At 55.0% G+C, this 14,171-nt stretch carries 14 protein-coding genes; 3 read left to right on the top strand and 11 right to left on the bottom strand.

Translation table 11 applies throughout. From position 1 onward, the window contains the following. Window positions 1-26: 26 nt before the first annotated feature. A complete protein-coding gene (locus ACT2B1_RS19750; protein WP_171241276.1) occupies window positions 27-854 on the bottom strand; it encodes an NmrA family NAD(P)-binding protein in 828 nt (275 codons plus the stop codon). Between the two features lie 137 nt (window positions 855-991). On the opposite strand from ACT2B1_RS19750, the gene ACT2B1_RS19745 reads away from it, so the two are divergent. Beyond that, window positions 992-1,999 (top strand): AraC family transcriptional regulator, encoded by a 1,008-nt coding sequence (locus tag ACT2B1_RS19745; RefSeq protein WP_481669220.1) that lies wholly within the window; start codon window positions 992-994, stop codon window positions 1,997-1,999. Here ACT2B1_RS19745 and ACT2B1_RS19740 read toward each other — a convergent pair. Continuing rightward, entirely contained in the window at window positions 1,966-2,439 is a 474-nt protein-coding gene (locus ACT2B1_RS19740; protein ID WP_171091915.1) for a GNAT family N-acetyltransferase, read from the bottom strand. The genes ACT2B1_RS19745 and ACT2B1_RS19740 overlap by 34 nt on opposite strands. Before the next feature lie 66 nt (window positions 2,440-2,505). After that, window positions 2,506-3,153 (bottom strand): class I SAM-dependent methyltransferase, encoded by a 648-nt coding sequence (locus tag ACT2B1_RS19735; protein ID WP_171105638.1) that lies wholly within the window; start codon window positions 3,151-3,153, stop codon window positions 2,506-2,508. Between the two features lie 96 nt (window positions 3,154-3,249). On the opposite strand from ACT2B1_RS19735, the gene ACT2B1_RS19730 reads away from it, so the two are divergent. Beyond that, on the top strand, window positions 3,250-4,149 hold the full coding sequence (locus ACT2B1_RS19730; RefSeq protein WP_171241280.1) for a LysR family transcriptional regulator: 900 nt from the start codon (window positions 3,250-3,252) through the stop codon (window positions 4,147-4,149). Between the two features lie 625 nt (window positions 4,150-4,774). Here the strand turns inward: ACT2B1_RS19730 and ACT2B1_RS19725 are convergent. The 6 genes from ACT2B1_RS19725 to ACT2B1_RS19700 all read right to left on the bottom strand — a co-directional run bounded on the left by ACT2B1_RS19725 (window position 4,775) and on the right by ACT2B1_RS19700 (window position 11,226). Continuing rightward, window positions 4,775-6,646 (bottom strand): HsdM family class I SAM-dependent methyltransferase, encoded by a 1,872-nt coding sequence (locus ACT2B1_RS19725; RefSeq protein ID WP_481669219.1) that lies wholly within the window; start codon window positions 6,644-6,646, stop codon window positions 4,775-4,777. An 89-nt stretch (window positions 6,647-6,735) separates the two neighbouring features. Further along, the gene (locus tag ACT2B1_RS19720) at window positions 6,736-7,266 is read right to left on the bottom strand and encodes a hypothetical protein (protein WP_481669218.1); all 531 of its coding nucleotides are present in this window, start codon (window positions 7,264-7,266) and stop codon (window positions 6,736-6,738) included. After that, window positions 7,233-8,927, bottom strand: coding sequence for a hypothetical protein (locus tag ACT2B1_RS19715; protein ID WP_481669217.1), 1,695 nt, complete (start codon window positions 8,925-8,927; stop codon window positions 7,233-7,235). The genes ACT2B1_RS19720 and ACT2B1_RS19715 overlap by 34 nt, the downstream gene beginning before the upstream one ends. A 481-nt stretch (window positions 8,928-9,408) precedes the next feature. Next, the gene (locus ACT2B1_RS19710; RefSeq protein WP_481669216.1) at window positions 9,409-9,732 is read right to left on the bottom strand and encodes a DUF5983 family protein; all 324 of its coding nucleotides are present in this window, start codon (window positions 9,730-9,732) and stop codon (window positions 9,409-9,411) included. Next, on the bottom strand, window positions 9,719-10,198 hold the full coding sequence (locus ACT2B1_RS19705) for a hypothetical protein (protein ID WP_481669215.1): 480 nt from the start codon (window positions 10,196-10,198) through the stop codon (window positions 9,719-9,721). Before ACT2B1_RS19705 ends, ACT2B1_RS19710 begins: the two co-directional genes overlap by 14 nt. A gap of 362 nt (window positions 10,199-10,560) precedes the next feature. After that, entirely contained in the window at window positions 10,561-11,226 is a 666-nt protein-coding gene (locus tag ACT2B1_RS19700; protein WP_481669214.1) for a hypothetical protein, read from the bottom strand. A gap of 886 nt (window positions 11,227-12,112) precedes the next feature. On the opposite strand from ACT2B1_RS19700, the gene ACT2B1_RS19695 reads away from it, so the two are divergent. Further along, window positions 12,113-12,349 (top strand): WGR domain-containing protein, encoded by a 237-nt coding sequence (locus ACT2B1_RS19695; RefSeq protein ID WP_353392082.1) that lies wholly within the window; start codon window positions 12,113-12,115, stop codon window positions 12,347-12,349. Window positions 12,350-12,443: 94 nt separating this feature from the next. Here ACT2B1_RS19695 and ACT2B1_RS19690 read toward each other — a convergent pair whose 3' ends face one another. Together ACT2B1_RS19690 and ACT2B1_RS19685 are read right to left on the bottom strand one after the other, a co-directional pair. Further along, window positions 12,444-13,697, bottom strand: coding sequence for a type II toxin-antitoxin system HipA family toxin (locus ACT2B1_RS19690; protein WP_353392080.1), 1,254 nt, complete (start codon window positions 13,695-13,697; stop codon window positions 12,444-12,446). A 1-nt stretch (window position 13,698) separates the two neighbouring features. Continuing rightward, window positions 13,699-14,028 carry a helix-turn-helix domain-containing protein gene (locus ACT2B1_RS19685; RefSeq protein WP_353392078.1) on the bottom strand — a complete coding sequence of 110 codons (330 nt, stop codon included), beginning with the start codon at window positions 14,026-14,028 and terminating at the stop codon, window positions 13,699-13,701. Window positions 14,029-14,171: the final 143 nt, after the last annotated feature.

Raw genomic sequence — 14,171 nt, 5'->3', positions numbered from 1 at the left:
TTTTCTCCAATGTCCTTTGGCTTGGCTTAAGCGGCTTTGGTCCACGCGCCAGACATTTCAGCTTTGTTTGCGAAGTCGGCGAAGTCGCGTGGCGCGCGTCCAAGCGCACGCTGGACCCCGTCCGCGAGGTTCGCATTGCGCCCGTCCAGCGTTTCACGCGCGATGTCCGTAATCACATCAGCAATCATCTCGCCATTCGCGTGCGCGATTTCCGCGTGGAAGTCTTCGAATGAAATGGGCAGGTATTGCACAGTCTTGCCCATTGCGCGCGAAAGCTCTGCAGCCATGTCGGCAAACGTCATGAGACGTGGTCCCGTGACTTCGTACAGTTCGCCGTCGTGTCCTTCTTCTGTCAAAGCAGCTACGGCAACATCGGCGATGTCGTCCACGTCGATGATTGGTTCGCGTACATCGCCGGCGGGCATTGGCAAGACACCTGCCATGACCGGACCAAGCAATGCCCCTTCAGAGAAGTTTTGTGCAAACCATGCTGCACGAACGATAGTGAACGGAACTCCGGAATTGCGTACGACTGCTTCCGCACGTTGCGCATGAAACTCGCCACGCCCGGTTAGCAGCACAAAACGCCGTAATCCCTTTTCACGAGCCAATGCTGTGAAGGCTTCGACTTGCTCAACCGCACCTGGAAAAGCGATGTCAGGAAAGTAAGAAATATAGGCAGACGAGACGCCTTCCAGGATTGCGGGCCAGGTCTGCGGTTGTTCCCAGTCAAATGGCGTTTCACTGTTCCGCGATGCGCGCCGGACTGTCTGCCCTTTTTCTTCCAGACGTTTCGCGATCCGCGATCCGGTTTTGCCTGTTGCGCCAAGTACAAGAATGGTTTGCTGTGTCATTGGTCATCTCCATGAGTTCAGTTGATGACCCGAAATTAGACAGTCAATTGAGATATTCTATTCTTCAAAATCCGGTAATATTATCCAATCGTCCTAAAAGTATAGACGAAGAGCCAAATTTCAGCCAAAGTCGCGACATGAACAAGGTTGAACCACATGTCCCTGACCCAGATGCGCTGGCAAAGCCGATCGGCGATCCGCTGGGGGAAATCCTTCATCTTCTGAAACTCACTGGCACATTCTATTGCCAGTCTCGCATGACAGCACCCTGGGGCGTATCGATACCGGGATTTCCCGGTGTACTGAACTTTGCGGTCATCACACACGGGCGGTGCTTGATGAAGGTCGGTGACGATGACCCGTTCGAGGTCGAAAAAGGCGATCTTGTCTTGATGACCAACGGAGCTCCGGTCGGTTTCTTTAGCTCAGAAGACACGCCGCTTTTAACGCTGGAGGAGTTGCCTATTCGCAAGGTAACCGAGCTTTATGAAACACTGGAATACGGCGGCGGCGGCGCGGAGACGGGCATCATGTACGGCTTGGTCCGAATAGATCACGCCGCCAGTGATATGTTGATGCGCTTGCTTCCAGATGTACTCAAAATCGACCCGTGGGAGGAGGACGCCGGAAGCTGGTTACAGGCAACTTTGCAATTCATCGCAAAAGAGGCGCGGGAATTGAGACCGGGCGGCGAAACCGTGATCACACGACTGGCCGATGTGGTTGTCATTGAGGCCATTCGTCGTTGGTTGAACAGCGCACCCGATGCGGATCGAGGCTGGTTAAAAGCTGCGCGAGACCCGCAGATCGGGCGCACGATAGTCGCAACTCACCGTGCGCCTGCTGCGGCTTGGACAGTCGAGTCACTCGCGGAGGTTGCTGGTATGTCCAGATCCGCTTTCGCGGCGCGGTTTACTGAGTTGGTAGGTGTTCCGGCAATCCAGTATCTTGCAACGTGGCGTATGCACCTGGCCAGAGAAAGGTTGGTGTCCACCGATCAACCTATCTCGCAGATTGCCGCTGACATCGGATACTTGTCAGAGCCTGCGTTCAACAAAGCCTTCAAACGGGTGTATGGCGCACCACCGGGAAAAATCAGGAAGAACGGAGTTCACTCCGTATCCAGGCGAAACTTGAGAAACTGAGCATCTTCGTATTCGATCTCGCCTATGTGTTTGGCGCCGAGTTTCCGGAGCGCACCCAGATTTTTTCGACTTGGTGGCAACAGAAACGTGACAAAGGGGATACGTTTGTCAGCGATCGCAAAGTCGATTGCCATTTTGGAAATCCGTTTCCCAAGGCCAAAGGCGTCGGGCCGCAAAACCAACCCAAAATCCCACTCGTCATCTTCTTTTTGAAAGCCCCCCCAACCAACATACTGACCGCCTGACAAAAACGCCCAATGTCCAAGACCGTCCCGCGCCCAGTAGCCTTCCTTCTTAGTGATAAACTCTCTTGCGACCTCGATACTCCATTTGAACGTCAAAAGCGGCATATGCTCTGCTACCCGGGGGTCGGACATATGAATCGCAATGTCATTCGGATCGATTTCCGAAAGGCGTGCAAATGAAATCCCATCTTTCATCATTATACTAATTTGATGGCCCGAGCTGTCCCTTGCATGCACATAATTATGGCGCGAATGCTTTTTTTACGGCTTTCTCGCGACAATGTACCGGCTCAGCAATAACCCGGCTTGATCCGCCGTCTCGACGATATCGAAGCCCGCAAGTTCAATGGCTTGCTGGAGTTCAGCTACGGACACAAAATTTACGAACGGAGCTTTCCCGAGCAACTGCATAATCGGGATCGCTATTCGGCTGATCATGCCATATTTCAACCCTCCACTCTCCGGAGCGCAGACGGTTTTGGAAATGAATACTCCACCGGGTTTTGTAAGGGTCGCAATGTGTTCGAGTGCTTTGCCCAGATCGGGAACAAGGTGCAGCAGATTATGTGCGAGGACAGCGTCGTAAGAACCGTCGTTAGGATCGTGCTGCAGAACCTCGGCCACTTTGAACGTTACATTCTCCAGCTCTTCTTCAGCGAGTTTTTCGTTAGCGATTTCGATCATCCCCGGTGCGAGATCGGAGGCAGTTATTTGAGCCACATCCGGTGCCAGCAACAACGCGGTCGACCCCGTTCCACAGCCGATTTCCAGCACGCTGTCTTCGGCTTTCAGGTAGGACTTTGTACGTTCGAGCGTGTTCAGATACCCTTCCATATTTCGGATAGGATCAGCCGCATATTTGCGCGAAATCTTGCTCCAAAATGCGGCATCTTTGGATAATGTAGCCATATCGTTTCTCTTTTCCTTTGGCGTCACCGCAGCCAATATCTTAAAACGCCAATTTATTAAATTGCCAGATATTGCAGAACTGTTATGCATTAATGCATGAATTGGAAGGCAATCAATTTCGATTGGAACCAGGCTCGGTCTTTTCTTGCAACGGCAGAAGAAGGCTCGTTTTCCGCCGCGGCGCGCGTGCTTGAACAGACCCAGCCAACCGTGGGTCGTCAGGTCGCCGCGCTGGAACAGGCGCTAGGCGTCACCTTGTTTGAAAGGGTTGGCAAGTCGCTTAATCTGACAACAGCCGGTGCTGAGCTTTTGGTGCATGTCAGTGAAATGGCAAATGTCGCGAACAGAATTTCTCTGACCGCAACAAGCCAGTCACAAGCAGTTGAAGGGCAAGTCAGGATCACTGCTTCCGACGTGATGTCAGCCTATCAGCTACCGCCTATTCTCAAACAGATCAGGATCGCGGCACCGCGGCTTGAGATCGACGTTGTCGCAGCAAATGACATACGAGACATACAGCGGCGCGAGGCAGATATCGCAATTCGGCATGTGCGCCCGACACAGCCGGACCTGATTGCAAAGCTCGTTGCAGAAGCGACGGCACATTTTTACGCTGCCCCTTCATACCTTGAACAGGTTGGGCGACCACGAAATGAAGACGAACTTGCTAAGATGGATTTCGTCAGCTTTGGCGATGTTGACACGATGATTGGATTTCTCAATCCGGCTGGCATCGAAGTAACCCGCAAGAATTTTCGGATTGGATCGCAGAGCGGGATAGTGTCATGGGAGCTTGTGCGCCAAGGCTTCGGCATTAGTGTTATGTCAGACGATGTGGCAGCCCTTACACCCGGTGTGGAGCGTGTTCTGCCCGAACGCGAGCCATTCAAATTTCCTATCTGGTTGGCCACACACTCTGAGTTACAAACAGCGCGAAGGATCAGGTTGGTTTTTGATCAGCTTGCAGACCATCTCGGCCGGCGGACAATTCTCTGAACCTGAATTCGTCTGGTGTCGTGAACTGGAGTCTGCTTCGGGCTCGTTGCAGACCTTCTCTGCACGTTTTCCGAATGGCCGTTCTAGCGCTAGCGTACTATTTCGCCCCCAGCCTTAAGCGACCCCACTGTAGGGCAGGGGCACCGACACGCATTCGATGCCCGGTGGTTTCCTTCCACGATCCACAGCTTCTCGGACGCGGGACAAAGACAACGGCGGCCACCACCGGTGAAGATTCCTCGGACTTTTGATTTTGTCTTCTCTTTTGGGGTTCGCCGCCACGCGATTGGGTGGCAGTTAATAGAAGTAAGGGGTGAGCTATGAGACCCACCCCGTAACCACGTCCAAAAACATGGCTTTCAGGTCAGAAATTGAAGTGCAGCCAATATTTGCCGGCTGGCTTCTCTGACTTTCTGTAGTAGCCACCCATGAAAGGATTGCTTGTCAGTCATCGCTTTTATCGACCCGAACATGTCCTTTATCGCATGCCCGAAATCCGAGGGCAAGGGTAAATTTCAATAAAAACAATTATTTAAGTACCCCTGTTTTACACAAAAGCAGTGATTTGTGTAAAACAGGGGTACTTAATTCAGCCAGAAAGGATATCCAGGCAAGCGAAGTGTGATCAGGCTTCGATTTTTGACGGAAACTGGTTTGAAGTTGCAAGCTCCCCGGCAACGACCCGCCAGCATTCCGCCTCGATAACGATCTTCGGGGCACCGCGATCGTGCATCCCATGCAACCGGTCCAAGGCCGAGGGGCAGGGCAGGGGGAGCGCGTGGAGTTCGGCCGCCGACACCGCACAGCTCCCGGACAGGCAGCGCAACAGCTGATCCATGACGTCACTGTTCAGAAATCTGTTGAGCATCTCGAGGGGAACATCCGGTGTGCCGCTACCGGGGTAAATCACGTTCAGATGGTTTTCGATGACGACCGATCCATGTCCTTGCAGAAAGGCTGGCGACAACAGGGCGGCATTCAGACGCCTGGCTTGCTCCGGTGACGTTGTGCGCTGAACCAGGATGCATGGATCCGATTGGCGCAGGTGATCTTCTCCAGTCTCCAGCCTGAACCATCTGAGGTCCTGCTTTCGCTCCGCCGTCCACTCAAACCGGCCGTCCGGGCGTACGGCCTCCGACCAGATCAGGGGGTATTCTGCCGCACCGGGCCTGCTGGACAGCCGCCTTTTGTAGCGGTTCCAGATCATCGGCCCGGTCCTGATTTCGTATCCCCAATCCCTCATCCGGCAGGGCAGTTTCGATGCGGCCGAAACCAGGGAAACATGTTCGTCCTGGCGCGGCAGGAGCCAGGGGGCGGCGATATCCTCGGGCAGCTGAAAACCCCCGAGGTCGGTCACATCAAGACTTTCGTTCGGTGTCATGTGAACCCGTTCGACACGTGGGCGATCCTCGCTACGTGTTCTGGTGAAGACGGACAGCGCCAGGGCCTGGTTGGCCCCGTCAAATACGCCACTGCGTTGATCGAGAAAGCAGATACTGTGAGGCTGTGCCTCGCTGCGCAGGAGGGTTCTGAGGTTCCTGAAGGACTGTCCCGACACGTAGCTGGTCGGCGTTATGAAACAGATGACGCCGGTATCCGCAGTGTTTGCCACGGCGTGATCCAGGAACAGCCCATACCTGTTTGGATGGCCATAAACGGAGCGCCCGTAGGTTTTCTTTTGTGCCTGGCTGAGCCGGGTTTTTCCAAAGGGGGGATTGCCGATGATCAGATCAAACTTTGTGGCTTCACGCATCTCCAGCGTGTTCCCGCACCGGACCAGTTCTGGCAGGTCATCCGGGCAATGACGGAAACGCGGCAACAGACATGACTCGACCATGACCTGGGAAATCCAGGCACAGAACGGGTCATGGTCGCAGGCCTGGAGTCTGGCTGCCAGATGCCCGGAGAGGACCCGGGGAGAGAGATCTTCCATCGAGCGCAGGGTTTCCGCCAGGGCCGTGACCAGCACAACGCCGCTGCCACAAGACGGTTCCAGCACGCGGGCCTCCGACCAGTCGGTGCCCGCCTTACCGGACATCTCAACCAGCTTTTTGGCCAGCGCTGGTGGCGTGAAAAACAAGCCTTGCCGCGATCTGATGTCTCCTGGCAGAAGAGCCGTGTAGAGCAAGCCGATCTGGTAGGCGGTCATGGGGGCCGAAACTGCTGCCGCGAGGCCCGCATATCGGGTGATGCACTCCTCGAGGGCCGCGTCTTCCAGGAGTGCATGTGTCGAAAATGGAAACCCGGGGTCTCGGAGCCCGGCGCCGCTCAGGCAGTTCTGCGCTTGCCAGCTCCACCATTTCTCGATCACCTGAAACACAACGTCCCGGGCAATGTCTTGGCCTTGCCCTGTCCGAAGCTGACGTGTTGCCGCAGTCAACCGGGTGCGGAGCTCCGAAAACTCCGCGCTTTGGGCGTTGTTGTCGTTGCCGGTCAGCTCCTCTGGCGGAACAAGGACACGTTGGGATTCTAATGGGAAATGCTTGAAATGCTGCATGGTGGGAAACTCATTTGTGAATGCGTTTCAGCCTACAGCCGCGGGGTAAATCTCGGGTTTAACGCGAGGGGCAAACCCGAGATACATCGTTATTCCGCAGCTGGTATGAAGCTTCGAAGCGGATCCGCAAAAGCGCTGTAGCCTATCTTGAAGTCCGTGTGCCCGAATTCATCTCGTAACGCCTCATGCACTTCGTTGACCTGGCCCGTCGCCCTGGAATCGCCCAGCCATGCGCCTGCAATCTGGATGTGGCCGGGCACGACAATTTGGCCAAGATACCGGACGGCGCTTTCGATAGTGGGAAAGACGACCTTCTCATCCTCCGCTCCAAAACCCAGCCAATCGTCGTAGGGGTAAGGATCGGATTCGCAGCCCCAGTATCTGCCAACATTGTGTCCGAGCTCGCTTAGCCTGTTCAGTTTGGCAAAAAGGGCATCATCAAACCACTCGTCAATGCCTTCTGAGAAGAGGTCGTCCACAACAAACAGATCGCCATTGTGCGCTTCGATTTCTTCAAGGATGAGTTCTCGAATACCGGCGGTGCCGAAAGAGCGGATGTCGGAGATCCATAGCCGGCCGGCGCCGATCAGGATGTATGTGTTTTTGTGAGTTTTTTCCATGCGTGATTTCCTTTTGATGGACGGGTGGAGTTTTGCCGGGACGGGATACGTATTGCTGAAGCGGCTGGTGCAGTTTCCCCGTCTGTGACGAGCCCAGCCGCAGCGAGGATATGTGCCGGTGCCAGGCCTGGCTGATCTTCTGGATTGACCCTGCGGGGTCGCCGGACCCGGTCGATCCGGGGCTGCACTTGTCCCGAGGGATAATGGTTTGGCCTGTACCGTGGCCAATCCCCGACGATGTTGCGATGCTGAGGGTAGGATGATCTGCGCTTTCTCAGCGTTAGTCTCTTTGTAGGGCCCTGAGGCAGATCCACAGTGGGATACTCTGATACACCATCGTGGCACAGTTCCTTTGGGGATGCCGTATCGTCTGTGGGGCAGACTATTGCGGCCAATCTTTCTTTGATTTCCCGGGAGACCTCGCCTGCTTTGGATGCAAGCTTGGTACCGGCCTCGACGATCTTGCGATACTTCTGGGCCGTTGTTGCGGACAGGTCGGCTGCGGCTGCCAGGGCACGGACGGAGATTTTCTTACCCTCGGCCAGCAATGTGTCATAAGCATCCTTGATTTTCCGGATCACCTTCTGTGCGCGCTTGTCATGGCTGTAAGCGGCACCGACACGTTGCCGATCTTCTAGATCCATCCCGTCGACCAGGAGGTCCGCACAAGCGCCTCGGTCACGCTCACAGTATCCGCTGCCCTCGTATTTCTCCCAGGTCCACCTGGAAATCGACTTCGCGATCTGGGCCAGCTCTTTGGCAGACAGTCTAACGGCGTACCCCATGTTGTCATGCGTTTCCCGCACGATGTCGGAAACGATGCCGTGAAACTGCTCGTAACTCGCGCAGCGAAATTTGGCGGCGTAGCATTTGTGTCGGGCCATCTCAAAGACGTCGAGGTTTCGTTTACCGGTTATACCTGCCTTTCTGGCCGCACGGCGGGCGCGCTTCCTGTTGCGCCGCGCGATATTGATCGCCTTTTGCTCACTTTTCTCCAGATCGGATATGCCGAACATTTCCGCCCAATCGCGCAAGCTGTGACGGTTGTTGGCAAAGTGAAACACATCCCATTCACGGGAAGCGGGGTTCTTGAAGGTGACACCCTGGTTCCGATCAACTGGAATCCGATGGCTTTTCAGCACGTCGTAGAAATGCTCGAGAACAACATTCATGAAAAACTTTTGACGGACGTCCCCTTCATTGACCGGGAACTGAAGAAGGAAGACGAAATGCGCCCGGACCCGCCGTGACTCGTTTTTCTTCGTGGCCCAGCGGAAGCTGGCAAAGGCGGGTTTTGGGATCTCACCCTCACGTATGAGGTCGGTGATCTTCAACCAGGCATCATCTTCCCACTGGTCATCGATGTCGATCACGATGACGCGCCGCTTGCGGTGTTCTGCAAAATCAATATTCAGGCTGATGTATTTCTGGTGTTCACAGCACCAATGCGCTTCGTGGCGAACCGAAACGCGCGAAATGGTGTCCTTGTTGACACCGATATACATGTTCTTTGGGGTGCCAAAGGCTTCGATGGTCTCAATAGCTTTTTGACGGGCGGTTTTGCCCGCTAGCCGATGCGGCGCAGGCAAGGCCTGCGAACCAGCTGACTGTTCGACATGGAAAGTGCCTTGAGAAAGGATTTCTGTGCTTAGGGCTGCCACACCTGCCTTGCCATTTCCCGGCCAGCCCAGTCATCAGGATGCCTGACAACAGTGAAGGATTGAGCCGGAACTGGCACAAAAACGGAGGCGTTTCGGTCGCACGTATCTTGTGTTTGGTTTTGCATTCTACTGCTCGCTCGTTTTTGTTTTCTCCCTGTCCAAAGCGCGGCCGAGCGTCTGAGCAGAGAAGAGTGAGCCCCGCAATTGGAGGCCTCTTTAGATTGGAAGTAGAGAGGTGAAAACCCCGCTTCAAGTTTATAAGAGGTGAACGTTTGTGAGTTTTTAACACTGTTTAACAAGTGGTTAACGTTCCTCTTGTTCGACCGGGCAGGCTATTGAAGAGGGCGTGGGGCCAACCATATTGGAAAGGCACAGTTGGTGTTTTCCCATCACCAATATCGGGTGCTCATCTGAACTCGCTCGGGCTTGAGCACCAATGCGCGGCCCTAATACGCCCCGGATCTTTCGATCCGGGGTTTTTTTACCACTCGTATATGGGCAGTTCCTCGACGTCATAGTGAGGCTCGGCGTCCCGATCGTACATGATGAAGCGCAAATTGTATCTCCATGCGATCTTGAGTGCCGTGCGAAACGCGGGGCAGGGGCATTCCCTGAGTTCACGTTCGCGCTCGCCCAGGTCGTGATACTCGGAGATATGAAATACGAACCCGTACTCGCTGCGCAAATAAACCTTGCGATAAAACTCACCGCGGTTGATCTGTTCCACGGTTTCGAGCGGCAGATGTGCGGTCGTAAGATCCAGCATGAAGTACGCCCGGATCATGTTCATATCAAGAATGGCCATGGCTGACTCCAACTTTGCTGTTGTCCTGCTCAAGGTTGAAGAGCGGAAGGATGGTGTCGGTGCGCGAGCGATACTCGTCGAACAGTGCCGTCTCGGAAATTCGTACCCTGGTATCCGGCAAACCTTCCCGCAGCACCTCAGCGACGGAGTTGACACATCCCCAACGACCATCCTCTGTGGCCCAGGCACCGGTGACCTCGATCTCGTCTGCCATGAGATATTGGCACAGGAACTCCGCGGCTGCTTCCTGGCACGAGAACACGCGGGGCAGGCATTCGCTGCCAAAACTCTCCCATTCGTCAAAAGGCTCTTCGCCGGCGTCGCAGCCCCAGAGGCGCATTGCAGACACAGGTTCCAATTTCCCAGCGCGATGTGCGGCAACGAGCGCATTGTTCAGACCGATTTCAATGGCCTCTTCAAAGTCTTCGTTGATTTCATCGGACAAAAATCCGTCGATGATGATCAATTGCCCTTCATGGGCCAATAATTGATCACGGATTTGGTCCCGGCACCTTCCGGCGGCCATGGGCCCGACATTGAAGTCACCGCTTCCGAACATACTGCCGGGATGAACCAGAACCAGTGTCTTCAGCTGGGGTGTGTTGACCCCGCCCTTTCTTTGCATCGGGTTTTGGATTGTGGGGAGGTCTGGTGATTGAGTCGTCATGATATCTCTTTCATTTTGACACAGCTGTCCCGTCACCATCCGTTGGGACGATGTGCCTGGTGTGTATTGAGGGTTTGAAAGTCAGGCTCTGTCTGGCTGTGCCCAAGTCGTACAATCGGTCAGTCGGTGGCCTGATTCAGGCGGCAGACAGAGCAGGAGCGTCAGGTTTCAGCCGCGTCGGGCAGTATCGTGATGCCGTCCGTTGCGGTTCGAAGAATGTCAGCATGCGCGGCGGGTCGAATGCGGATCTGCCTGAACTCGGGCTGGTTGACAAAACACCGGTCCCGGGCCGCTTCAACCAGTCGCCAGCCGTCATTGACCCGGCGCAGTTTCACCCGCGTCGTGATACTTGCACTTGCCATTCTCGCATACCGGTTGGAGGCCTGTTTCCCACCGGGGCGGAATTCAATCTCGGTGCCGGCCCGGTTTTTCTGTTTCACACCTTTTTGGTTGAGAACATCCTCTGCCTCTTCTGCGAGCAGTATTATGTCTCCTGCCCCCAGCGTGTAGGTTGCGGCCTTTCCGTTAACGCGATCCAGGCATTCGGCCAGTGGCTGAACGAGTGTGTTTTCCAGATCGGCCTGTTCTGAACGGTATTGTTTTAGGCTGGCATCGATGTCCTGGAGCTCTGCCCGAACACCGCCAATCTTGTCTTCAATGGTATCTGGTTGATCCGTGTTGCATTGGTCAAAGGTTTGCCGTTGTTCCTCCAAACGGCTGATCTCAGCCACGGCTTTTGACCGTCTCTGCAACAATTGTTCAATGCTTGCCGTCAAGGCTGCCAGCTGCGCGTCTGTCGCATTCGTTGTGATTTTTAACTGCCTCATGGGCTGCTCCTTTTCTTGGCACCATCAGGTGGCGCGGGTTGGTTTTGAGGGTGCCATTCTTCTCGATGAGCACCGCTCAAGGACCGAATACCCGGGCATGATTCATCGGATCAAGAAAAAAATCGTTCTACAACAATAGGTTGACTAGCAGTTTGTCTGTCTGGGGGTCAAACGTAAATTAGTACTCCTGGAAGCCGTTTGTGAGCTTTTGGAGCAGCAATCTCATCCTTCGGGGTGCAATCTGTCATCGGACCCCGGAAATTGGCTCAATTTGCTTCTATGGCCCTTCAGAGGCCTGTCACTTTTTTTGAGAATTTTTACTTAACCACTCATCCGAAACGCCCAACTCCATCCAAACACCCCGTGCCGTGGGAGAGATAGCCCTCTGAGGAACAGAAAATCGAATCGGATCGAAGTATTATTGCTGGGGTTTGACTCGGGACTACGCAGTCGTCTTTGCTTCGCTTGGGACACCTTGTGCGGTGCGGTTCGGTCACCGACCTCCGTCGATTGGTTAGAAGGGCAGGGGGTTGGCCATGGCGTCTTCGATAAGCTGTAGGATCTCGCTTTTGGAGACGGATCGGATGCCCGCCGTGTTATCCCCGATCCGCTTGAGCTCCGGGTTGTTTCGCAGAATCTTCAAAACACTGGCGTGCCGGGTTCGAAAGAAGAGCGCCGTGGAGGGGCTATGGTTCAGCCCGTCGAACAATTGACCTGCGTTGCGACCGGTCGGCCATCAAGCGCGCGTTTATTGCTGCGATGTCAGCTGCTCGGGTAATGGCTGAGATGTGGTTGCAACGTCATGATCAGGACGAAAATTTTTGGAGATAGGCCAGGGATCTTTCAATCTCTTCCTTCATTGGTAGTCTGGACGCAGGAGAATTCGATGTTTGTCCGGCTTGAAAAGATCAATCCCGAAAAACGGCAGCGGCGGTTCTACGTGATGCGCGTCGCACAAACCCTATTCGGTGAGTGGTGTCTGATCCGCGAATGGGGGAGGATTGGGGCAGCCGGAGGGCAACGGATGGTCGACTACGCGGCGTCAAAAGAGGATGCGAAGGCAGCCCTTGGCAAGCTCGCGGACCAGAAATACCGCTGTGGTTATAGGGCACGCTCGGAGTGAATAATAAGTGGCGCCCGGTCAGTTTGGCGCTACCGATTTTGCGAACTTTTTGGAAGTATTTTGACGCCTCGCAAAATAGAGCAACCGGGCTTGGTTATAGCCTTCGCGCTTGCTCGAGGTCGTCGTGCTCAAATGCCCCGGAGAGAAATTCGATCTCTCGCGCGGGTGTGTTGTGCTGGTGTGCAACAACTTGCCATGCTGAGACAGCCTGTCCAACTTCAGAGGTGATCTGTCGTGCATCCTTCGTAGAGAGGCCGAATTCTTCTGCGACGCTCAGTGCGAGATTGATGTCACAGGTCCCCTCATCGAAATCGATGTTGGTCTGTAGGACGCGGGGCTTTTCCAAGGGTGATGTTGGATTGATGTCAAAGGCAGGTGAAAGGTGCCAGCCGCCTTGGCCGTCCCAGAGAAACCCGTGGTTGCGCAGGTGGTCATCGACGTTGCTGACAAGAATTGTGAAGATGAGACGTCGAAATAGTTCAGCCCGGTCCTCTCGTGCATTTGAGCCGTGCGTTGTTATGGCGTCGACAATTTCGAGATAGCTACCGTGATCCCCATCTTGGTGCTGGGTCATGCTCATTGCGGAGGTGTAGGGCACGCGCTGGCCATCCTCATTCCGATCATAGCGGTGACTGAGAAAGACAGGGACGCTGTTGACGTTCTCAAGGCTGTGCGATGCCATGTTGATGCCGGCCTGCCGCGCAAGCGTCGCCGCGATGGCTTCCCATCTCTCAACCGAGTATTCGTCGTCCTGTTTTGGGAATTTAGCGATCGACAGGTGCCCATTCACGTCATGGACAGAGCATTTGGGTCGTGCGCCGCCCAGAGAGGCGCCGGGAGCAAAGATCATTTGGATGTCTTCGTCGGTTTCTTCGCCAGCCTCGATACGGCGCGTGACGTCAAGCAGGTCGCCAAGGGCGATGTGACCGGGAACGCCGGTATTGGTGGAGGCTTGGAATTCTTCCTGTCCGGCCCACCGCATGCGGAGTGCGCCGATGCGACTGACGTCAGAGACGCCCATCACATAGTCGGTCTCAAACAGGGTGCGCGCCGCGCGCTGCTCCTGATTTGCCAATCGGCGCTCTCTGCGCTGCATGAGGCGACGACCCCATCGATCCGGGGATGTGTCCCCGATGACCGGGAACATGTCCATTCCAGCAGACGGAGGGAAAATGCCTCCCGTTAGAGGAAGGGCCTGGTCGATGGGAAAATTGTCGTTTCGCGCCAGCCATGTGGCGTCATACTCGAAGAGGACACGTTCGGTCCCGCGTGCGGGCGCGCAGCGTAAGAGGCCAACGGCACGGATCTCGCCCCCATAGTCGAGAAAGATTTCAACCTCGCGTGTCACTTCAAGCTCCGGTCTTCTTGCTGGAGGACAGATGAACGCGTTTCGGCAGGCGCTCAAGGGAGGTGGCGGAGCCCGTGGGGTCGTTCTGGGAATCTGCGATGCCGGCAAGCCCGTCCAAAAGACCAAGGGCCTGAAGCACAGCTGCATAAATGCCGATGGAGACGCCGGGATCGCCTTTTTCAACCTTGACCATGGTAGGCTTGGAAATGCCTGCACGCTCTGCGATGATACCCGCAGGCAAGCCGCGACGGAGCCGGGCATCCTTGATGTCCAGACCGAGCTTTCTAACGGTGCGTTTGGCTGCCGGAGGCGGCAGGAATCTGGCAGGCAAAGTAAACATCCTTTAACTGTATTGCAGGATAAGATAAGCGTAAGCTTACCTTAAAGCAACTTCCAATTAGGGAAGTGGGTCCTATACAACCCCTTGGTGTAGGTTCGGGCACAACTTTGCATTTTGGCAAAACTTTGGACGTC

It is taken from the genome of Ruegeria sp. S263, from assembly GCF_056780525.1.
The sequence above is the reverse complement of the archived record's forward strand: the minus strand, read 5'-3'. Positions and strand labels throughout refer to the sequence as shown.